The organism is Bacteroides sp. 2_2_4 (assembly GCF_000157055.1).
In the GTDB taxonomy this organism is placed as follows: domain Bacteria; phylum Bacteroidota; class Bacteroidia; order Bacteroidales; family Bacteroidaceae; genus Bacteroides; species Bacteroides ovatus.
The window spans coordinates 483402-503076 of record NZ_EQ973356.1 but is presented as its reverse complement, the minus strand read 5'-3'; the positions used below and the strand labels follow the sequence as shown (position 1 = coordinate 503076).

The window sequence follows — 19675 nt, the reverse complement described above, 5'->3', positions numbered from 1 at the left end:
AGATAATATATGGAATTAAATAATTTTATTGATAATGTAGCTTCTCAGTTTGAAGATACTGACAGGTCATATTTTGCTGCTGATACTGAGTTTAAACTTCTTGACGAGTGGTCATCGCTTGCAGTTCTTCTCCTCATTTCTATGATTGATGAAAAATATCATGTCATTATTACAGGAGATGAGGTAATGGCTGCTGAAACGATTGACGACCTTTTTAATGTGGTTAAAGAAAAATTATAAGTTCGAATAAACTTTCAATATGCAGAAAAACGTAATTGAATATCTCCTTCGTACAGCTGAAACTTACCCTCAGAAAATAGCTGTACAGGATAGTGTAAAAGAAATAACTTTTGCACAATTACTAGAACATGCTCATATTTTGGCGTCTAGGGTTCGTCAGTATGGTATTATGAATTCACCTGTTGGAGTTTATATTCCAAAAGGATGCGATGCAGTGACTGCGTTTGCCGCTCTTAGTATGAGTGGCAACTTCTACGTGCCTCTTGATACAAAGTCTCCTTCTAGTCGTGTGGAATCAATTATTACAGTACTTGATACTCCTATACTTATTACTGACAGCGAGCATTTTACAGATTTACAGAAAATTACTGATCGTCCGATCTTAGTGATTGATAACTCTTATACAGACAGTTCTATTCAGTGTATAGCAATAGAGAAGTTGATGGAAAAACAGATTGATACAGATCCTGTTTATTCTATTTTTACATCAGGTTCAACAGGTATCCCTAAAGGGGTTGTCGTATCTCATCGTGGTGTTATAGATTATATTGATTGGGCGATAGAAACTTTCCATATCGACTCAACATCTGTTATTGGTAATCAGGCTCCGTTTTATTTCGATAACTCAACGCTTGATATCTACCTGATGTATGCTACTGGTGCTACGCTGAATATTATTCCTGATACATTCTTTGCATTTCCAGCTAAGTTGGTGGAGTATCTGGACGAGAAAAAAATTACTTTTGTATTTTGGGTGCCGTTTGTTCTTGTTAACATGGCAAACTTCAAGATTCTTGATAGCCGTAAACCCCAATATCTCCGTGATGTATTTTTTGCTGGTGAGGTAATGCCCAATAAACATCTTAATTATTGGCGTCGCAATATGCCGGAATGTCGTTATGTTAATCTCTATGGTCCTACTGAAATCACAGTGGATTGTACTTATTACACTGTAGAACGTGAGTTTAATGATGATGAACCATTACCTATCGGATTTCCATGCAAAAATAGTGATGTGCTGATTCTCAATGCAGATTTTAAGCCTTGTGTTGTGAATGAGCAAGGAGAGCTCTGTGTTCGAGGTTCTTCACTTGCTTTGGGATATTATAACAATCCTCAAAAAACGGCAGAAGCTTTTATCCAAAATCCATTGAACAAACATTATCCGGAGATCATTTATTGTACTGGCGATATCGTTTATAGAAATGAACTGGGCGAGATTATGTATGTAGGACGTAAAGATTCTCAAATTAAACACAATGGATATCGTATTGAACTAGGTGAAATTGAAACAGCCGCTCTTGCTAGCCAAATGATTGAAAACTGTTGTGTAGTTTATGATTTCATGCGTAAAAAGATTGTTCTTATTTATCAAGCTAAAGAAGAACCTAATATGATAGAGTTTCGTAAAGTTATACTTACTAAGGTGCCTAAGTATATGCTTCCTTCAGAATATCATCGTGTAGATGTGATAAAACAAAATTCTAGTGGCAAAATTGATCGTAAATATTATAACGATTTTATAAGTAATGGTTCGAATTAAATCAATAGAGGAGATCCAGAATTTCACTTGTTTTATCCGTTCTCTCCGTAAAGGGCTTATTACGAATTTTTATCTTAATGTAGAGAAACACTCTATATGGATAGAAACTGGAGAATTCTTTGTTCATGAGACTCCAGAATGTATTTTCTTTTTGCATGAAAATGGTAATTTTTATCATCTTTTCTTCACTGCTACTTCAACCGATAGTCTCTGTGCGGCATTACAAAAGGCTTCGTTTTGCAATGAATTATTGAGTATTGATATTCTTGGTGCAAAAGAAAATGTTGTTAAGGATGCGTTGGTTAATATTGGTTTCTATGAGTATAAGAGTCTATATCGTATGTATCATATTGGGTATCCACTTCAATATGAGATGGAGAAGATTGCAGATATGGCAACCATTAAGGACATAGATGAGATTTACCATATTCTTAATCAAGATTTTGATCCATTATCCGAGCAAATTCCAACCAAAGGTGAGTTAGCATTGGCTATTAGTAAAAAGGAGATATTGATATTTAGAGCTGAAAGTAAAATTAAAGGTTTGATATTATTTGAATTATCAAAACTGAATATGTATTTGCGTTTTTGGTGGGTTGATAAGATGTATAGAAACCAACATATAGGCGCTTTTTTATATCATTCACTTATGAATTTAGCAAAAGGTACTAAGCGTCAGATGCACTGGGTTATTTCAACGAATGATAATGCAATAAAACGCTATAAACATTATGGGTATATAGCTGAATCACTCTATGATTACGTTTTATTAAATAAAAAAGTCTAACAGATAAAAATAAAATTATGAAAGAGCAAATTATTGAGATTTTGACAAATCTTCGTCCGGAGTTTGATTTTACAGAAGATGTAGATTTCATAGAAGAAGGTATGATTGATTCTCTAGATGTTGTTAATCTTGTTGCTGAACTAGAATTAACTTATAACATAAATATTGACGGTCTTGATGTTGTTCCTGAAAATTTTTCTACTATCGACAATATTATGAAATTGTTGTCTAAAAATGGTGTAAAATAGTTATGGACTTCCGATTTAAAAATAAAAAAATTACGGGTATACTTTCCATACTTCCATCAAAGGAAATTTATTTTGATAATGAGTTGGAATATTATAACTTTTCTGAATCAAAGGCTACAAAATTGAAGCTTACTATGGGCTATAATAAGCGACGTATTTTTGATAAAGAGCTTTGTGTATCTGATATTTGTGTGCAGGGTATGGAGTATCTTTTTGCTACAGGAAAGTTATGTAAAAAGGATATTGATGCTATGATTCTTGTTACTCAGAGTCAGGATTACTTTCTTCCACCAACTTGTAACCTAATTCAAGGGCGTCTTGGCTTGGGAGTGGATGTATTATGTATGGACATTGTACAAGGGTGCGCCGGATATATTCTAGGGCTCATACAAGCCTTTATGTTACTTGAACAGCAGAATATTAACAAGGTCGTTTTGTTTAATGCAGATATTCTTAGTCGTAAGGTTTCTCGCTATGATCGTCAGATTAGTCCTATGTTAGGTGATGCATGTTCCATCACTATTGTGGAGAAGAGTGATGCTCCATGTGATATTCTTTGTAACTATAACGTAGATGGTGGTCGTGCTATGTCCGTAAATATTCCTGCAGGTGGTTGGCGCGAACCTTCTACCAGTCAATCTGCTATACTTGAAGAAGATAAGGATGGCAATCGTCGCTCTCGTAATGACATGGTAGAAGATGGCAGCCAAATTTTTAACCTGATCCAACTCAACGTTCCTAAAATGATTCATCATGTTCTCGATGCTGCAGGAACATCAAAGTCAGAAATTGATTATTATATGGTTCATCAACCAAACCGTTTCATGATTCAGAAGTTAGCAGATAAAATAAGTGTACCTCGTGATAGGATGCCAAGCAATATCGTTGAAAACTATGGAAACTCAAGCGGAGTGACCATTCCTGTAAATATCGTCCACAATTTAGGTTCTCTTCTTATTTCTGGAAAAAAGAAACTTCTTCTTGCTGGTTTTGGTGTAGGTCTTGCATGGGGGGCAACAATTCTTGACATAGGTAATCTTGATTTTTGTGAAATGTTTGAAGTGAATAACGAAGAATGATGACAGAAATTTCTGTAAATAATAAGCGGATAGCGAAGAATACTCTTTTTTTGTATTTTAGGATGCTCTTGACTATGGGGGTTGCGCTCTATACATCAAGAGTTGCTCTTCAAGTGTTGGGCGTATCTGATTATGGATTATATAATGTAGTCGGTGGGGTAGTAGCTATGTTAGCTTTTATAAATGGATCGATGTCATCAGGAACTTCACGCTTTATCGCCTATGAATTAGGACGCAATAATGTTGAGAAGATGAATCAGGTATTTAATGTTTCATTAGTTTGTCATATACTAATTGCTCTTATTTGTTTTGTCTTGGCTGAAACTGTGGGTCTTTGGTTTTTGAATACGTATATTCAATTTCCTGCAGATCGGTTATTGGCTGTGAACATAGTATATCAAGCATCTATTATCACTTTTATAATGCAAATAACTCAGACACCATATAATGCTTCTATTATAGCCCATGAGAATATGAATGTTTACGCTTATGTGAGTATTTTAGAGGTATCGTTGAAGTTACTTATGGTAGTTTTTTTATTGTGGGTAGATACGTCTGATGCACTCATCACTTATAGTATAATTCTTCTTTTTATTCAGTTGCTTATTTTGATCATATATAGAATTTATTGTATGAAGAAGTATGATGAATCTAAGTGGAAGTTGGTGAAAGATAAATCGATATATAAAGAAATTTTCTCTTTTTCTGGTTGGGATGTAGTTGGAAGTCTTTCTGTGGTAACACAAGGTCAAGGTCTGAATATTCTTTTAAATATATACTTTGGCCCAATGGTAAATNCAGCACGTGCAATAAGTTATCAAGTACAAGGGGCATTCTCGCAATTTACAGGAAACTTCATGACTGCAGTTGTACCACAAATTACTAAATACTTTGCTCAGGAAGAATACAAGAAGATGGTAAAACTAATAAATGATTCTGCCCTCTATTCTTTCTATCTACTTTTAATATTAATTCTTCCACTCTTGTTTCGTTTGGACTATATTCTTGGATTATGGTTAGAGGAAGTACCTGAAGATACGGAACTTTTTACGAAAATTATTTTGATTTATTTGATAATTAGATCATTAGCTCGTCCAGTAGTTCAAGGCCTTCATTCTACTGGTAATATTAAAACAATAAATATTTGGGCAATTTTCTTTGGTCTTACTCCATTACCAATTGCATGGATAGGTCTTCATTGTGGATTGCCTGCCTCTTATACGTTCTATGTACTTCTTATAGATGGGATTTTGTGTAATGTTGCCGAGATTTACGTTTTAAGTCGTCAATTTAAACCGTTTTCACAGATTATACATTATAAATATGTATATGGAAAGAGTTTGTATATTTCTGTTTTGAGTGTTATCCCAGTATATATAATACATTCCCTTGCTCCAAGTGGGTTAGGATATTTCTTTTTATATTATTTGATAAGTGTTTCTATTGAAATTATTTTAATTTTCTATTTAGGAATTGACCAAAATACAAGGGAGAAATTGCTGAAAATTGTTAAAAACAAGATTTGTAAAAATGGAAATTGATAAGACTGTTGTGCTATCCAATGGAGTAGAAATGCCTCGTCTCATACAGGGGGTTCCTCATTGTGATCAATGGACAAATTATTCAGTAGATTTTTTTTATGATATTCTTCGAACTTCTGTTAGAAATGGTATTGTTGCCTTTGATTCATCACATGCGTATGGTAAAAGTGAAAGTACAATAGGTTACGTTTTGAGGCGTTTTGCTGCGGAGGGAATATCACGAAAGGAAGTCTTTATTACTTCAAAAATTGATAATCATCAGCAGTATGTCGGGAATATGAATAAATGTGTGGATGATAGTTTGAAAACAATGAAAACTGATTATCTTGATTGTATGCTATTTCATTGGCCTGTGCAAAATCATTTTGAAGAAAACTGGCTTCAGTTGGAGGACGCATATAAGAAGGGCAAAGTACGTTCTATTGGTATTGCTAATGCTAAGATATTTCATATTGAACGTCTTCGAATGTATGGTGCTACCATTGTTCCTCATGTTATACAAACTGAGATACATCCTTTTAACTCATGTTTGCAATTACGGGATTATTCAGAAAAACATAAAATTGCTCTTCAAGCATGTTCTTCATTGGCTAACATGATTGATAAAATGAAATATAACAAAACACTAATTGATTTATCTCGTAAATATTCAGTGTCATTAGTTCTTTTGGTACTTCGCTGGCATTTGCAATCTAATATAGCTCCGCTTTTTCGTTCGTTCAATCCTAAACATATCGAAGAAATTAAGAGAGTGTTTACATTTAATATTTCAAATGAAGATATGAGATTGATAGATGCTCTTAATGAGAATTATCGTTATCATCCAGAATCATCAAATTGTGCAGGATTTTAAATTATGAAAATTCAAATTGGAAAAAAAGAAAAGACGGTAATATTAATTGCTTTGTTAAGCTTTGTATTTGCGATCTTTATCTCTACTTGGGTAGTTGTTACTTTATTCGTTTTTTATGTATTGATTGTCTTTTTTCTGTATTTAAATTGGCTATTGAAAAAGACCAATTGGTGGAAAAATCAATTTGTTTTTACGCATCAGTTTATTTCAAATCAGGGATATCGTAAGAACTTAACACGCAATATTGAGATAGTTAATGTTGGTAGTAATCCCGCCCGTTTTGCGTTTGATTATGATAAATTGATATTGGGTGCAAATTGGTCTACTGGTAATCAAGGATTAGATATGGATTACCAATTGTTACGTTTTTATCATAGTTTTATGAAAGAAGGTGCTACGGTTTTAATTCCTATTGTTCCTTTTTCTTCTGTTAGTGCCTATCTTATTCCTTCAATATATAAGGATAAGTCTTATATGGTGAAATTCTATAGTGTTTTGGATTATTTACAAGCTAAATATTTACCACAATTTAAACATGTTCGCTATTGGTATAAATATCCACTTTTGTTTAATTGGCTGGCAGTGAGATTTTTGTTGCGAGATGTAAAACCAGACAAGAGAATATTGTATGATTCTGATCTTACTAATCGTGTTGATGCAATTACAGCGGAGTTATGGATGGACAATTGGAAGTCAGAATTTAATATTAAAGATTTAGAAGCACCTTTATCTTTAGAACTTCAAAAAGCGAGAAGACAATCTGTGCAATTAATGAAAATGATATTGGATTATATTACCGAGAGAGGCTATAAGCCTGTATTTATTATGCCTCCTGTGTCTAAAAAGTTATCTACTTATTTTACAGAACGATTTAGAGAGATATACATTGATTCTTTTATTCGTGAATTTAGTGAATATAATGTCCCATATTTTGATTATACCAAAGTCTTAGAGTTTCAGACTGATGATCTTTTTTTTAATGATCTTTTTATGAATGTCAAGGGACGTACAACTTTTACGAAACGAGTATTGATTGACTTAAAGATGATTTGATAGATAGTTAAGACAGTTCTCTTTGTGGGTCTTTATATGAGGAATAATAGTACTTCTGTAAATATTATTGCTCGAAAATAGCGGTGGTACTATGGCAATAGTTAATAAATTATCATCCCTTATTATAGGGAGGTGCGCCTGATAGTATATTCAAGTTTTTGAATACAAAAATGAAATTAACTTAAACATTACATTGCAAGTTTGAGAATAATGCAATTCGTAAAATAATAAAATCAATAAAGGAGGAGTACGTGTGAAAATTGGAATATTAACACTCCAACTGCATACTAATTATGGAGGAATACTCCAAGCGTATGCTTTGCAAACGGTGTTGGAAAGGATGGGGCATGAGGTAGTAGTGCTAAATAAGAGGCATCACCTTTTGCTACCTATTTGGAAATGGCCTTACTCTTATCCTAAGCGGATAATACAGAAATATATATTGGGTAGAGGTGGTCGAGTTTTTTTTGAATCATATTATAATCGTACTTATCCGATTGTTAGTCAAAACACAGAGTTGTTTATTGATAAATATATTCATCGTTTGAAGGTGGAGGATTTGTTTGTATTGAAGGAAGATGATTTTGATGCTTTTGTTGTAGGCAGTGATCAAGTATGGCGTCCTATGTTTTATCCTGGTAAAATAGAAAATGCTTATTTGGATTTTGCAAAAGATTGGGATATTAAACGGATTGCTTATGCTGCCTCTTTTGGAACGAGTAAGTGGGAATACACAAAGAAACAAACAAGGCTATGTGGAGAATTGCTACGAAAATTTGATCTTATAAGTGTACGTGAAGAATCTGGTATAGGATTATGTCACAAGCATTTTGGAGTGAAAGCTAATCATGTGTTGGATCCCACTATGTTGTTGAGTACTAAAGATTACATGTATTTGGTGGAAAAAGCTAATGTTACAAAAAGTAAAGGTTCGCTATTGTGTTATATTTTGGATGAAAAGAAATCCAAAATCAATTTAATATCAAAACTGGCAGATGATATGGGGTTGATTCCTTTCCATGTCAATTCACGTGTGGAGGTTCAAAATGCTCCTTTGGCAGAGCGTATTCAGCCACCAGTAGAACAATGGTTGCGTGGATTTATGGATGCACGTATGGTGGTTACAGATTCTTTTCATGCTTGTGTGTTTGCTATAATATTTAACAAACCTTTTATCGTTATAGCTAATAAAGAGAGGGGGCTAGCTAGGATAGAGTCTCTGTTGGCGATGTTTGGACTACAAAAAGCTCTATATGATTGTAATAATAAAGACTTTGATGTAAATAATATAGATTGGAATACTATAAATGATAGATTGTTGGACTTACAGAACTATTCTTTAGATTTATTGAAAGAATCAAGCTGTGGTATGTTAATGTCCCCAAAAGAAATATAGGCATCTATGAAAAAGTGCTGACCTTTGTTTCTGTTAACTAAATCTTAAAAAGATTATGTCCAGTAACAAAAAGAATACTAACTATTATTTAAGAGAAAAATATTTGAAGGTAGATTTCTAAATACTACATGTCATTTTTGCACATCAACATATGGAATTATTATTATATTCGTATATAATCATTATTGTCTATCTACTTTTTAAATATTCTAAGTCAAAGACATTATATATTTTTTCTCCATATATTATTATTTATCTGAATTTTGTATTTAATGACATTGTTCCATTTTTACTTTTTTATCCTGATATACCTGAAAATTTGCAATACACAACATTTACAGCAACAGTAATAAATCTTTTGTTTTTGTATGCTTTTCGAAAACAATTGTTGATACAAACGACTCTAGATATTCCATCTTTTTCTATAAAATTGAATAGAAAGAGAAAGATTATAATTTGTTGCTTCGCATTGTTTCTTTTTTGTGCGGGGATGATGTCTGGAGTTTTAACAAATTTACTGAAAGGTAACGACATTGAAGATTTAAGAAGAACTAGTGAGATAGGGCTTGGAATTGTTCGAGATATTCCTATGTTGGGAATACAAATTGTTATGCTTGTTCTTTTTCTTCAAAAATCATGGAACTTTTATAGATCTATAGCCTTTTATTCTTTTTGTTTAGGAGCTTTTTTATTTTTAACAACGGGCAATAAGGGAGGAGTTCTAGTAGGTGCTACATTATTTCTTTTGTTTTTTCATTTTAAGAAGAGAGGATTTAAGTGGTATGAATACATTGCATACTATTTGGCAATTCCATTGGCTGCTGGAACATTACAGGGGATTAGAGGAGGTGATTTAACTCTTATAGCATCTCAAATTGCTGTGTTTTTCTCATATCCCATTCTGCTTTATCAGGCTAACTCTATTCCTATAATGAATTCTGTCGGGACAGAAAATATTTTTTTGGTGAGGAATATTATGTGGGATTAGTAAAAATAATACCTCGTTTTTTATGGTCAGATAAGCCTCTTGCTTTTGATTATAAACTAAAGGAATTGGTGGGATATGATTTTGATGGAGGAGGAATTTATACTACTTTGAGTAATGATTTATATATAAATTTTGGATATAGTTATTTTATATTTTACATCTTATGGTTATTGTTTGTTCATTATATATATGGAATAATTATAGATAGTAAAAGGAACTATTATAGCCGTATCATCGCTCTATTTATTATCCTTATGGGAGGTATTGCATCCACTATTGGATCATGTGAAATCTTACTATTATTTCTGTTGTTTATGATGTTGTATTATTCGAGAATTAAAACGTTGTAGGCCCAAATGAAGAAAGTACTATTAATAGCTTCAGAGTATGCGCCAGGCATGCTTTCTTTCGCATCATCTATTATAAATAGATTATCGGAGAGTAGTGAGTTTGAGGTTTATGCTGTTGTTGTATCAAGAGGAAAATTTAAATATGAACCTTTACTCTGTGAAAAAGCAAAGAAGAAAACTATATGTATAGAAGCGCCAGCTAATTGTATTTTAGAAAAACTTCTTTTTAAAATTTGGCCGTCTAAATTAATCTCTAATATAAATAAAACGATAAGGGATAATCATATTGAATGTATTCATTTTTTAACAATAGATTTTACATTGACTTTATTTATCTATTTAAAATTGAGAGGAAATAATAGTGTGTATTATACAGTTCATGATTTGTGGCCTCATGAGGGAGAACGTAAAAGTTTAGCTGGACGTTTGATAAGTTGTTATATTAATTGGAGTACAAAAATAAATATGAAGATAATTCCTAATCTAACGACTTCTTCTCGAACACAATATATAGCTCTTAAAGATAGATATCCTAGTAAGAAAGTAAATTTAACTTGTTTTCCAACGCTTGTTACATCACAAATAGTGAGTGGAGAGAGAGTGGTAAGAGAACTGAATGGAATTACAAATTATATTCTTTTTTTTGGTTCTGTGGATAAATATAAAGGAGTAGATTTACTATTGAATGCATATAGGCTTCTGAGAAATAAAAATTCTTTTTTGGTTGTGGCTGGAAAAGGTATTCAATATTTTGATACAAATATTCAAAAAGGTGAAATTAGAATAAATAGATTTATAGAAGATAGTGAATTGAAGTATTTATATGAAAATGCAGCTATAGTAGTCTATCCTTATCGTTCGGCTACTATGTCAGGAGTTTTATCATTAGCATATTATTTTAAAAAAAAGTTGTTAGTATCGGATATTCCTTTTTTTATTGATAATATAAGTTTGCAAACATCTGTTTTCCAGTCTGGAAATATATATGATTTGAGTGAGAAAATCAGAGTGAAATTGAATGAAAAAAGCCATATAGGAGATAGCGGTTATTATGAGAAATTATATTCAACTGATACATTAATAACTGGATATAAACATTTATATAATAAATCTTGATTGATCTTTTGAGTGTTGATATAATTGTGAGAATGAATCTTTTGATTTAATAATAATGAAAATTCTTATTTTAAACAGTATTCTTTTTACTGCAGAGACGGATATTCCCCAAGTGAAAACAATAAAAGATACAATGATATATGGGGTATGTATGGGATTTGTAAAGTTGGGGCATCAAGTTACTTTAGCAGCTGCAAACGAATATCGTCCTATAAGAGAAGAAGATTATGATTTTGATGTGAGGTTCTTTTCATCTGATTATACAAAATTGTGTAAACCATCTGTATTACCATATAGTAAAACGATGAAACGATATCTCAAAGAATGTCATAAAGAATTTGATATGATTATTTCTAGTGAGGTATTTCAATTTCAGTCACTTTATGCAGCAATGATGTGCCCAAAGAAGACATTGATTTGGCAGGAGCTCACTACACATCAAAATAAGTTGTATCAGATCCCATCCAAGATATGGTATAACATTATTGCTCGATTCTTTATGCGGAAGATCATGGCTGTAATACCTCGTTCTCGGATGGCATATGACTTTGTAAGTCATTATATGCCTCGTGTTTCGAGTATCATTGTAGATCATGGCATTGACATTGATAAATTTGTGTTATTTACAAAAAAGAAGCGCCAAGTTATCAGTTCTTCACAACTAATCCTGCGTAAAAATGTGGATAGTATTATTCATATTTTTGCAAAGTTTCATCAAATGAGAAATTATGAGGATATCAAGTTGTTGATTGCTGGGAGAGGAGAAGAAGAAACAAATTTAAAACATCTTGTTGATGATTTGGGATTGCAAAATTGTATTGAGTTTGTTGGTTTCTTGTCGCAAAGTAAGTTGAATGAATATATCCGAGAGTCATTGGCTTTTTTGGTGAATACTCGAAAAGACTTAAATATGGTTTCAATTCCTGAGGCTATTATATCTGGTACCCCCATCCTAACCAATTTGAAACCTGCTTCTTCAGATTACATTATAAACTATGATTTAGGTATCGCTAAGGATAATTGGAATGAAATGGATATGAAGTTGCTTGTGGACAAAAATGAAGAATATGTAGGAAATTGTATAAAGTGTAGAGAATATTTTACAAACACACATTCTGCTAAACTCTTCTTGGAAATATTTGGACAAAAATAGTTCTTCAGCTATGTTTATTACTCTAAGATGAAAATGTATTAATTAGCAACTTTTGTTTTATTAGTTATTATGAAAATTTTGTTAGCGAATAAGTTCTACTATCGTCGTGGTGGTGACTGCATATATATGCTTAATCTTGAACAACTGCTTAAGACCTATGGGCATGATGTGGCAGTATTTGCTATGGATTATCCAGAGAATATTGAGACTGAGTGGAAACGGTATTTTCCTAATGAAATAAAGTTTACTTCTGGAGTAGGTATGCTCGAAACCTTTATGCGTATGTTTGGTTTAGGTGAAGTGAAGAGGAAATTTAATTCTTTACTCAATGATTTCAAGCCGGATGTGGTACACCTGAATAATATTCATACACAATTATCACCAGTGATAGCTCGTTTGGCTCATGAACGAGGAATTAAAGTTATTTGGACGTTGCATGATTACAAACTGCTTTGTCCAAGGTATGATTGCCTTCGTAATGGGAATAAAGTATGTGAGGAGTGCTTTGCTGATAAACATAAAGTATTGGAATATAAATGTATGAAAAACTCCAAATTGGCAAGTATACTTGCATATAAAGAGGCGGTGAAATGGAGTTGTGAAAAGTTGGAAAGCTACACGGATGTATTTATTTGTCCAAGTCAGTTTATGTACAATAAAATGGCTCAAGGTGGATTCGAGAGAAAAAAGATGTATACTCTTTGTAATTTTATTGATATTGAAAGGACTAAGAGAGACTCTTATGATAAAGAAGACTACTATTGCTTCATAGGAAGGTTATCTTTTGAGAAAGGAATCGAAACATTGATAGAGGCTGCCCGGACTCTTCCTTATCATCTGAAAATTATAGGTGGTGGTCCACTGGCAGATTTTTTAAAAGAAAAAGCAAAAGGGGCAAATATTGAATTTACAGGTTATAAAGAATGGCCTGAAATAAAGGAAATAGTGGGTAAAGCACGTTTTAGTGTAGTTCCATCAGAGTGGTATGAAAATAATCCTCTAAGTGTGATTGAGGCTCAATGTCTGGGTACTCCAGTTTTAGGAGCTAATATTGGTGGTATCCCTGAATTGATAAAAGAAGGAATAAATGGAATGTGTTTTGAAAGTCGCAATATTATGGATTTGAAGAATAAAATAGAAAAGATGTTTATATTAAATGTGGATTATAAACAACTAGCAAAAAGTTCTCAGATACGTTATTCATCTGAGAAATATTACAATGAATTATTAGAGCTGTATCAACAATGAATGTAGGAAAAGAAGCTAAAATATATTGGATATCAATTTTGCAGGGCTGGAGTATGCTCTTAGTAGTCATAGGACATGTCACGCTAACCAATATATTCGAGAATCCGGCAACTCCTATTAGTGCAGAAGTTGAACGAATCATCTACGGGTTTCATATGCCTTTATTTATGTTTATATCAGGAGGTTTATTATATTATACAAAAATCAGAAAAGATAAAAAATACGTAGTTACTATTAGAGATAAGGCCAAGAGGTTATTGATTCCTTTCATCTTTTTCACATTAGTTACTTTTGTTCTGAAGTATATATTTAATCCGTTGATGAAAAGACCAGTCGAATTGTCTTTCAAACAAATAATCAATAGTGTTCTTTATCCAGCTTCAAATCCTTTAGGGGAAATGTGGTTTATAATAACTCTTTTTATAATATTTCTTTTTTATCCTGTTTTTAAATGGTCATTGCAGTGGAATAAATGTATAGTAAGTGTGTGGATAACTGCATTATTATTGAATCTGTTTTTTCCTAAAGATATAGAGATTCTTTGTTTTTCGCAAGTAGCTTATTATTTGGTTTATTTTTATTCGGGGCTACTCTTTTTTAAGTTTGATGCCTATAAATATACCGATACAAAATGCTTTTTTGTAGTTTCTCTTATGTTTTTTGTCCTTTCTAATATACTTGTACTTCCTGGCATTTTCTTAACCTTTACAGGGATAGCTTTCTCTGTTGCTTTATGTTTACTCTTATCCCATTATTGGACTCGCCTCTTTTCAAGTTTCAGGGATTATACCTTTCAGATTTTTTTAATGGGTCTGTTTTTTCAAATGGGAATAAGATTTTTATATGCAAAATTAGATAACGAATTATTATACTGGCCTTTATATGTGTTGAGTATATTGTTAGCTCTTTACATGCCTGTTTTAATATCAAAGATGATTCAAAAAATAGAAAGTCCATTCATACGTCAATGTTTTGGACTATAAAATATCACTATTTCTTTAATTATATAAACAATGTCAATTAATATTCCCCAACCTACGGATATGTGCATCATCACAACTTATCGTTGTCCGATGCGCTGTAAAATGTGTAATATATGGGAACATCCGACCGATAAAAGGAAGGAAATAACTCCCGAAGAAATCAAATTGTTACCTTCTGTAAAGTTCATCAATCTAACCGGTGGCGAACCGTTCATTCGTGAAGATCTGGATCAAATAGTAGAAGTGTGTTTCACAAAATCTCCTCGCGTGGTTATATCGACTTCTGGCTGGTATGAGGACCGGGTAATAGCCTTGGCTAAGAAATTCCCTAATATTGGTATCCGTATTTCTATCGAAGGGCTTAGTTGTAAAAATGATGAGCTTAGAGGACATGCGGGAGGTTTCGACAAAGGACTTCGGACTTTGCTTACATTAAAAGATATGGGTGTGAAAGATATAGGTTTCGGTTGTACTGTTTCCAACAACAACTCTAAAGATATGCTTTCTCTTTATCAACTATCCCGGTCTTTGGGTATGGAATTTGCTACAGCTGCTTTTCATAACTCTTATTATTTTCACAAAGATGATAATGTGATAACCAATAAGGAGGAGGTTTGTGGCGATTTTGAAAAACTGATAAATCTGCAACTTAAAGAAAAACATCCTAAATCATGGATGCGGGCTTTTTTCAATATGGGACTAATCAATTATATAGAAGGTTCACGGCGTATGTTGCCCTGTCAAGCTGGCGAAATGAACTTTTTTGTAGAGCCCTATGGTGATATTTATCCCTGTAATGGTTTAGAAAAGAAGTATTGGAAAAAGCGTATGGGGAATATTCGTGAGACTCCCAACTTCAAAGAAATATGGGAAGGGGAACAAGCAGAACAAGTACGCCAAATGGTACGCCGTTGCCCTAAAAACTGCTGGATGGTAGGAACGGCTTCACCTGTGATGCATAAATATATAAAGTATCCGCTGAAATGGGCTTTAAAAAATAAATTACGGAGTTTGCAGGGAAAAACAGCTTGTTTGGACAAATGTTGGTATAACGTGGGGCAAGATCCTTCTCAAGGAGACTTACGGGAAGTTTTTTGATTATAGAACACGTATTCTTTGTACTAATTCTATGAAGATCTTTGTTACCGGAACTCGTGGTATCCCAGATATTTTGGGTGGTGTTGAAACGCATTGTCAAGAGTTATTTCCCCGAATTGCTGAAATGGGGTTTGATATAACAATAGTACGTCGGAAAAGTTATGTGAAAGATAACATGACTGAATACAAAAATGTGAGGCTTATTGATATAGAAACTCCTAAAAAGAAATCTTTTGAAGCAATCGTACATACTTTCAAGGCTATTCTTGAAGCTAAATTCCAGAAAGCTGACATTGTTCATATTCATGCTATCGGTCCGGCTTTACTTGTGCCTATAGCTAGACTACTAGGAATAAAGGTTGTGTTTACTCACCATGGTCCCGATTATGATCGTGATAAATGGGGCTTTTTTGCTAAAACAATGCTGAAATTAGGAGAGCGTATGGGAACGATTTTTGCTAATGAAGTAATTGTTATATCTGAAGTCATTAACGACCTTCTGGTGAGAAAATATGGTAGAAGAGACTGCCATTTAATTAACAATGGAGTTCCGGAGCCTGAAGTTTGTGACTATCCAGAATATTTTAATGAATTGGGGATTGAGAAAGGAAAGTATATTTTGGGTATGTGTCGGTTTGTTCCTGAAAAGAATCTTCATCATTTAGTAGAAGCTTTTGCTGGAATATGTGCAAGTGACTATAAGTTGGTGTTGGCGGGGGACGCAGATTTTGAGGATGATTACTCACGCAGTTTGAAAAAAAGGTCGAGAGAATGTGGAGTAGTATTAACTGGTTTTATAAAAGGTCGGAAATTACATTCTTTACTTGCTAATGCATGTTGTTTTGTTCTTCCATCTTCACATGAAGGGTTACCTATCGCATTATTGGAAGCTATGAGCTATAAATTGCCTGTCATTGTAAGCAATATTCCAGCAAATATGGAAGTGGGGTTACCTTATTCATGTTATTTCAAAGTAGGGGATGTAGAACAGCTACAAGAAAAACTAGAAGAGCAGATGGAACAAGGGCTGCGTCGGATAGAGTACGATATGAGTTTATATAATTGGGATGTAATAGCAAAACAGGTAATAGATGTATATAAATTAGTATTACAATAATATCCTCCAATGAAATATTAGTTAATAATGCTAATGATAATACGTATGATAAAACGATTTATCCAAGAAAAAGATATGGTATAAAATAAATGTTGAAAATGTTGAGATGTAATAAACACGTGAGTGTTTCGTATGTGAGATGAAAAAATGTAGGTCCCTAGCTTCATGCTGTTTACAGCATGATTCTCCTACATTGTGGATTGGAAATCGTACGACGGTACATTTCTGATCTACGCCCTGACATCGGAGGTTAAAGCCGATGTGAATTTCCCACTATATCAACTGTCTGTGAAGATCGTTGATATTTCCTAATTTTACGTATAGTGATGTATTTAGACACACAAATATAAAGAAAAAACATTGGGAGATTTGTATCGAAATATCCCAATGTTTGATTTCAATCATTGAGATGTTTTTTTCAAATCTTCCGATGTTTTTCCGACTCTCCAAAAGGACAAAAGGACAAAAAGGACATATATGACTGTTTTTATTCATCTTAGTATAAGAATCATGAGGTATATTGCTGATATTTATTATGTTAAATGATTTTGTAGACGTGTTACCTTACGAATGTTGAAATCGTGTTTTGCGCCAACCTGAATCGTTTTGTCTGTCATGAAATGCTTGGTCAACTCTTGAACGAAATTACGTATATTGTAAGGATTATTTAGTGAAAGGACCGTGCTTGGAAAGAAGAGCGATATCTTGTTCGCGTTTGCTTTCGCCTTCAATAATACAATCATTCGACAATAAGGTAAGATTATTGTACGAATTTCGGGGAAATAAAGGAGCTCCTTTCTGGAATTCCTTTCCCAACTAATAGGCTTCGTCGTTGGCATTGGAATTTTTATAGTACCATAGGGGATTTTTGTCCTTATGTCCTTTTGTCCTTTTGAAAGGAGGGCACGTTGGTGGGGGAAAGAAGAGGTGTGTGAGATTTATAACTTGCTTGTATCCAGTAGATAAACTCTCGTTGCTTTTTTAGGGACGAAAATTTGTGTGCTCGAAAAAATGCAGGAAGCTCACGTAATATGCTTTTTTGTGAATAGTGTCAGTGACAGTTGATTTTAGCAGTGGATCGCTAATTGTTTCCCTATGTGGACAATATTTGATAAAGTAATAAAAACTGAAATATTATAAATTATTAATCATAGAATGACATGGCAAAAGAAAAACAGAAACCATACGAGTTTTTAAGCAATTTGGTATTGGCTTTAATGGGAACGGATCGTATTTTCAGTAACAGTTTCTTTTCCAGCGAATTTGCTATTTCTCCCAATACACTGAGTGAGATAAGACGGGGAGAGGATATGTGCATTTATCAGTATGTACGGGTGATACGGTGTATGATGAAGTATCTTCATTTAATTGTTCGAATGGATATGTTGCTAAAGGAATTAAGAACCGTATTAGCTTCCAATTGTGATTTGGTGGTTGCTACGATTCCGCACCGTTTTCACGGAACTTACCAACCGAAAGAGTGGGTGGTAGTAATGCATTGGGATGGTATAAGATAAATGTTGAAATGAAGAAATATGTAGGTCCCTAGATTCATGATAAACTCATGAAATCCCTACATTTTGCAGGTTAGAAATCGTACAGCGGTATATTTTTAACTTGACCCTCGTATCGGTGTAAAAACTGATATGTATCTATATGTGAAATATACCAACTGTCTGTGAGGATCGTTGGTATATTGCGTTTTAAGGGAACGTTGTACCATAGGGGAGTGGAAAATAGAATAGATGGTTAAAGAATACAAAAAAAGAGCAAACTCATAATATTCCTAAATCTTTCCGGAATCTGTATCGTTATTTGTAGCATAGAATAAAGTATAGTATTAACGCTAAAAGAATAACGATTATGAAGAAATTTCTATCTCTACTTGTACTGGCTCTGGTAGCCGTGCAGTTTTCATTCGCAAAAGATGTGATAACTAAAGACATGAATCAGTTGCCGCTTCCGGCACGTAATTTTATCAATAGTAATTTTACAAAGCCACAGGTTGCCCATATCAAAATTGATAAGGATATGATGGAATCTACCAAGTATGAAGTGTTATTGATGGATGGTACGGAAATTGATTTTGACAGTAAGGGAAACTGGGAAGAGGTAAGTGCTAAGAAAGGGCAGACTGTTCCTGTTAGTATTGTTCCGGGATTCGCTGTCAACTACCTGAAAGCACATAATTTTGTGAATGAAGGAGTGACGAAAGTGGAACGTGACCGCAAAGGGTATGAGATTGAATTGTCTACCGGGCTTTCTTTCAAATTTGATAAGAAAGGAAAATTTATCAAGGCTGATGATTAACTAGTTGCAGTAAATAGACCTAAACAAGAAGATAACTATGTGGAGATTTAAGTTTAGCGCATGGGCAGTAGTGTTGCTTATGACTGCCCTTTTTTTCGGCGCATGTGATAATGACGATGATGATACTTTTGTTCCGCCCAGTAATATTACGGAGGCCTTGAAACAGGTATATCCGGCTGCCCAGAATATAGAATGGGAGATGAAAGGTGCTTATTATGTAGCTGACTGTTGGGTGAGCAATGATGAATTGGAAGTCTGGTTTGATGCTAATGCCAACTGGGTGATGACAGAAAATGAACTGAACAGTATTGATCAGTTGGTGCCGGCTGTTTATACGGCTTTTATAGATTCTAAATATAACGCGTGGGTAGTGACAGATGTATATGTGTTGACATTTCCACAGAATCCGATGGAATCTGTGATTCAGGTGAAACAAGGTAGCCAGCGCTACTCGCTTTATTTCACGCAGGATGGCGGATTGATACATGAGAAAGATATCAGTAACGGAGATGATACGAATTGGCCGCCAACTGAATAACTTTTAATCATAAAAATGACAACGGACTATTTCT

At 33.5% G+C, this 19675-nt stretch carries 19 protein-coding genes; all 19 read left to right on the top strand.

What is annotated here, in order from left to right:
• Positions 1-9: 9 nt before the first annotated feature.
• The 19 genes from BSCG_RS22155 (at position 10) to BSCG_RS22240 (ending at position 19641) form a co-directional block, all read left to right on the top strand.
• Positions 10-240, top strand: a complete 231-nt coding sequence (locus BSCG_RS22155) for a hypothetical protein (RefSeq protein ID WP_004315212.1) — start codon at positions 10-12, stop codon at positions 238-240.
• A 19-nt stretch (positions 241-259) separates the two neighbouring features.
• Complete coding sequence (locus tag BSCG_RS22160) at positions 260-1783, top strand: amino acid adenylation domain-containing protein (protein WP_004315211.1); 1524 nt, start codon at positions 260-262, stop codon at positions 1781-1783.
• Positions 1770-2570 carry a GNAT family N-acetyltransferase gene (locus BSCG_RS22165; RefSeq protein WP_004315210.1) on the top strand — a complete coding sequence of 267 codons (801 nt, stop codon included), beginning with the start codon at positions 1770-1772 and terminating at the stop codon, positions 2568-2570. The genes BSCG_RS22160 and BSCG_RS22165 overlap by 14 nt, the downstream gene beginning before the upstream one ends.
• Positions 2571-2587: 17 nt before the next feature.
• Entirely contained in the window at positions 2588-2818 is a 231-nt protein-coding gene (locus tag BSCG_RS22170; protein WP_004315209.1) for an acyl carrier protein, read from the top strand.
• Between the two features lie 2 nt (positions 2819-2820).
• On the top strand, positions 2821-3897 hold the full coding sequence (locus tag BSCG_RS22175) for a 3-oxoacyl-ACP synthase III family protein (RefSeq protein ID WP_004315208.1): 1077 nt from the start codon (positions 2821-2823) through the stop codon (positions 3895-3897).
• Positions 3894-5438: a lipopolysaccharide biosynthesis protein gene (locus BSCG_RS22180; protein ID WP_008775070.1), complete on the top strand. Its 1545-nt coding sequence runs from the start codon at positions 3894-3896 to the stop codon at positions 5436-5438. Before BSCG_RS22175 ends, BSCG_RS22180 begins: the two co-directional genes overlap by 4 nt.
• Positions 5428-6291 carry an aldo/keto reductase family protein gene (locus BSCG_RS22185; RefSeq protein WP_008775069.1) on the top strand — a complete coding sequence of 288 codons (864 nt, stop codon included), beginning with the start codon at positions 5428-5430 and terminating at the stop codon, positions 6289-6291. Before BSCG_RS22180 ends, BSCG_RS22185 begins: the two co-directional genes overlap by 11 nt.
• A gap of 3 nt (positions 6292-6294) precedes the next feature.
• Positions 6295-7344 carry a hypothetical protein gene (locus BSCG_RS22190; protein WP_008019051.1) on the top strand — a complete coding sequence of 350 codons (1050 nt, stop codon included), beginning with the start codon at positions 6295-6297 and terminating at the stop codon, positions 7342-7344.
• 253 nt (positions 7345-7597) lie between these two features.
• Positions 7598-8740 carry a polysaccharide pyruvyl transferase family protein gene (locus BSCG_RS22195; protein ID WP_004315204.1) on the top strand — a complete coding sequence of 381 codons (1143 nt, stop codon included), beginning with the start codon at positions 7598-7600 and terminating at the stop codon, positions 8738-8740.
• 151 nt (positions 8741-8891) lie between these two features.
• Positions 8892-9728 (top strand): hypothetical protein, encoded by an 837-nt coding sequence (locus BSCG_RS0127240; protein ID WP_008775067.1) that lies wholly within the window; start codon positions 8892-8894, stop codon positions 9726-9728.
• Positions 9729-10084: 356 nt separating this feature from the next.
• Entirely contained in the window at positions 10085-11194 is a 1110-nt protein-coding gene (locus BSCG_RS22200) for a glycosyltransferase (protein WP_004315202.1), read from the top strand.
• 55 nt (positions 11195-11249) lie between these two features.
• Positions 11250-12347, top strand: a complete 1098-nt coding sequence (locus BSCG_RS22205) for a glycosyltransferase (protein WP_008775065.1) — start codon at positions 11250-11252, stop codon at positions 12345-12347.
• Between the two features lie 69 nt (positions 12348-12416).
• Positions 12417-13595 carry a glycosyltransferase gene (locus tag BSCG_RS22210; RefSeq protein ID WP_008775064.1) on the top strand — a complete coding sequence of 393 codons (1179 nt, stop codon included), beginning with the start codon at positions 12417-12419 and terminating at the stop codon, positions 13593-13595.
• On the top strand, positions 13592-14578 hold the full coding sequence (locus BSCG_RS22215) for an acyltransferase family protein (protein WP_008775063.1): 987 nt from the start codon (positions 13592-13594) through the stop codon (positions 14576-14578). The genes BSCG_RS22210 and BSCG_RS22215 overlap by 4 nt, the downstream gene beginning before the upstream one ends.
• A 30-nt stretch (positions 14579-14608) precedes the next feature.
• Entirely contained in the window at positions 14609-15676 is a 1068-nt protein-coding gene (locus BSCG_RS22220) for a radical SAM/SPASM domain-containing protein (protein ID WP_008775062.1), read from the top strand.
• Positions 15677-15707: 31 nt separating this feature from the next.
• Positions 15708-16793, top strand: a complete 1086-nt coding sequence (locus BSCG_RS22225) for a glycosyltransferase family 4 protein (protein ID WP_008775061.1) — start codon at positions 15708-15710, stop codon at positions 16791-16793.
• Between the two features lie 1160 nt (positions 16794-17953).
• Positions 17954-18310, top strand: coding sequence for a hypothetical protein (locus BSCG_RS22230; protein WP_008021509.1), 357 nt, complete (start codon positions 17954-17956; stop codon positions 18308-18310).
• A gap of 346 nt (positions 18311-18656) precedes the next feature.
• Complete coding sequence (locus BSCG_RS22235) at positions 18657-19103, top strand: PepSY-like domain-containing protein (protein WP_004315194.1); 447 nt, start codon at positions 18657-18659, stop codon at positions 19101-19103.
• Positions 19104-19140: 37 nt separating this feature from the next.
• A complete protein-coding gene (locus BSCG_RS22240) occupies positions 19141-19641 on the top strand; it encodes a PepSY-like domain-containing protein (protein ID WP_008775058.1) in 501 nt (166 codons plus the stop codon).
• Positions 19642-19675: the final 34 nt, after the last annotated feature.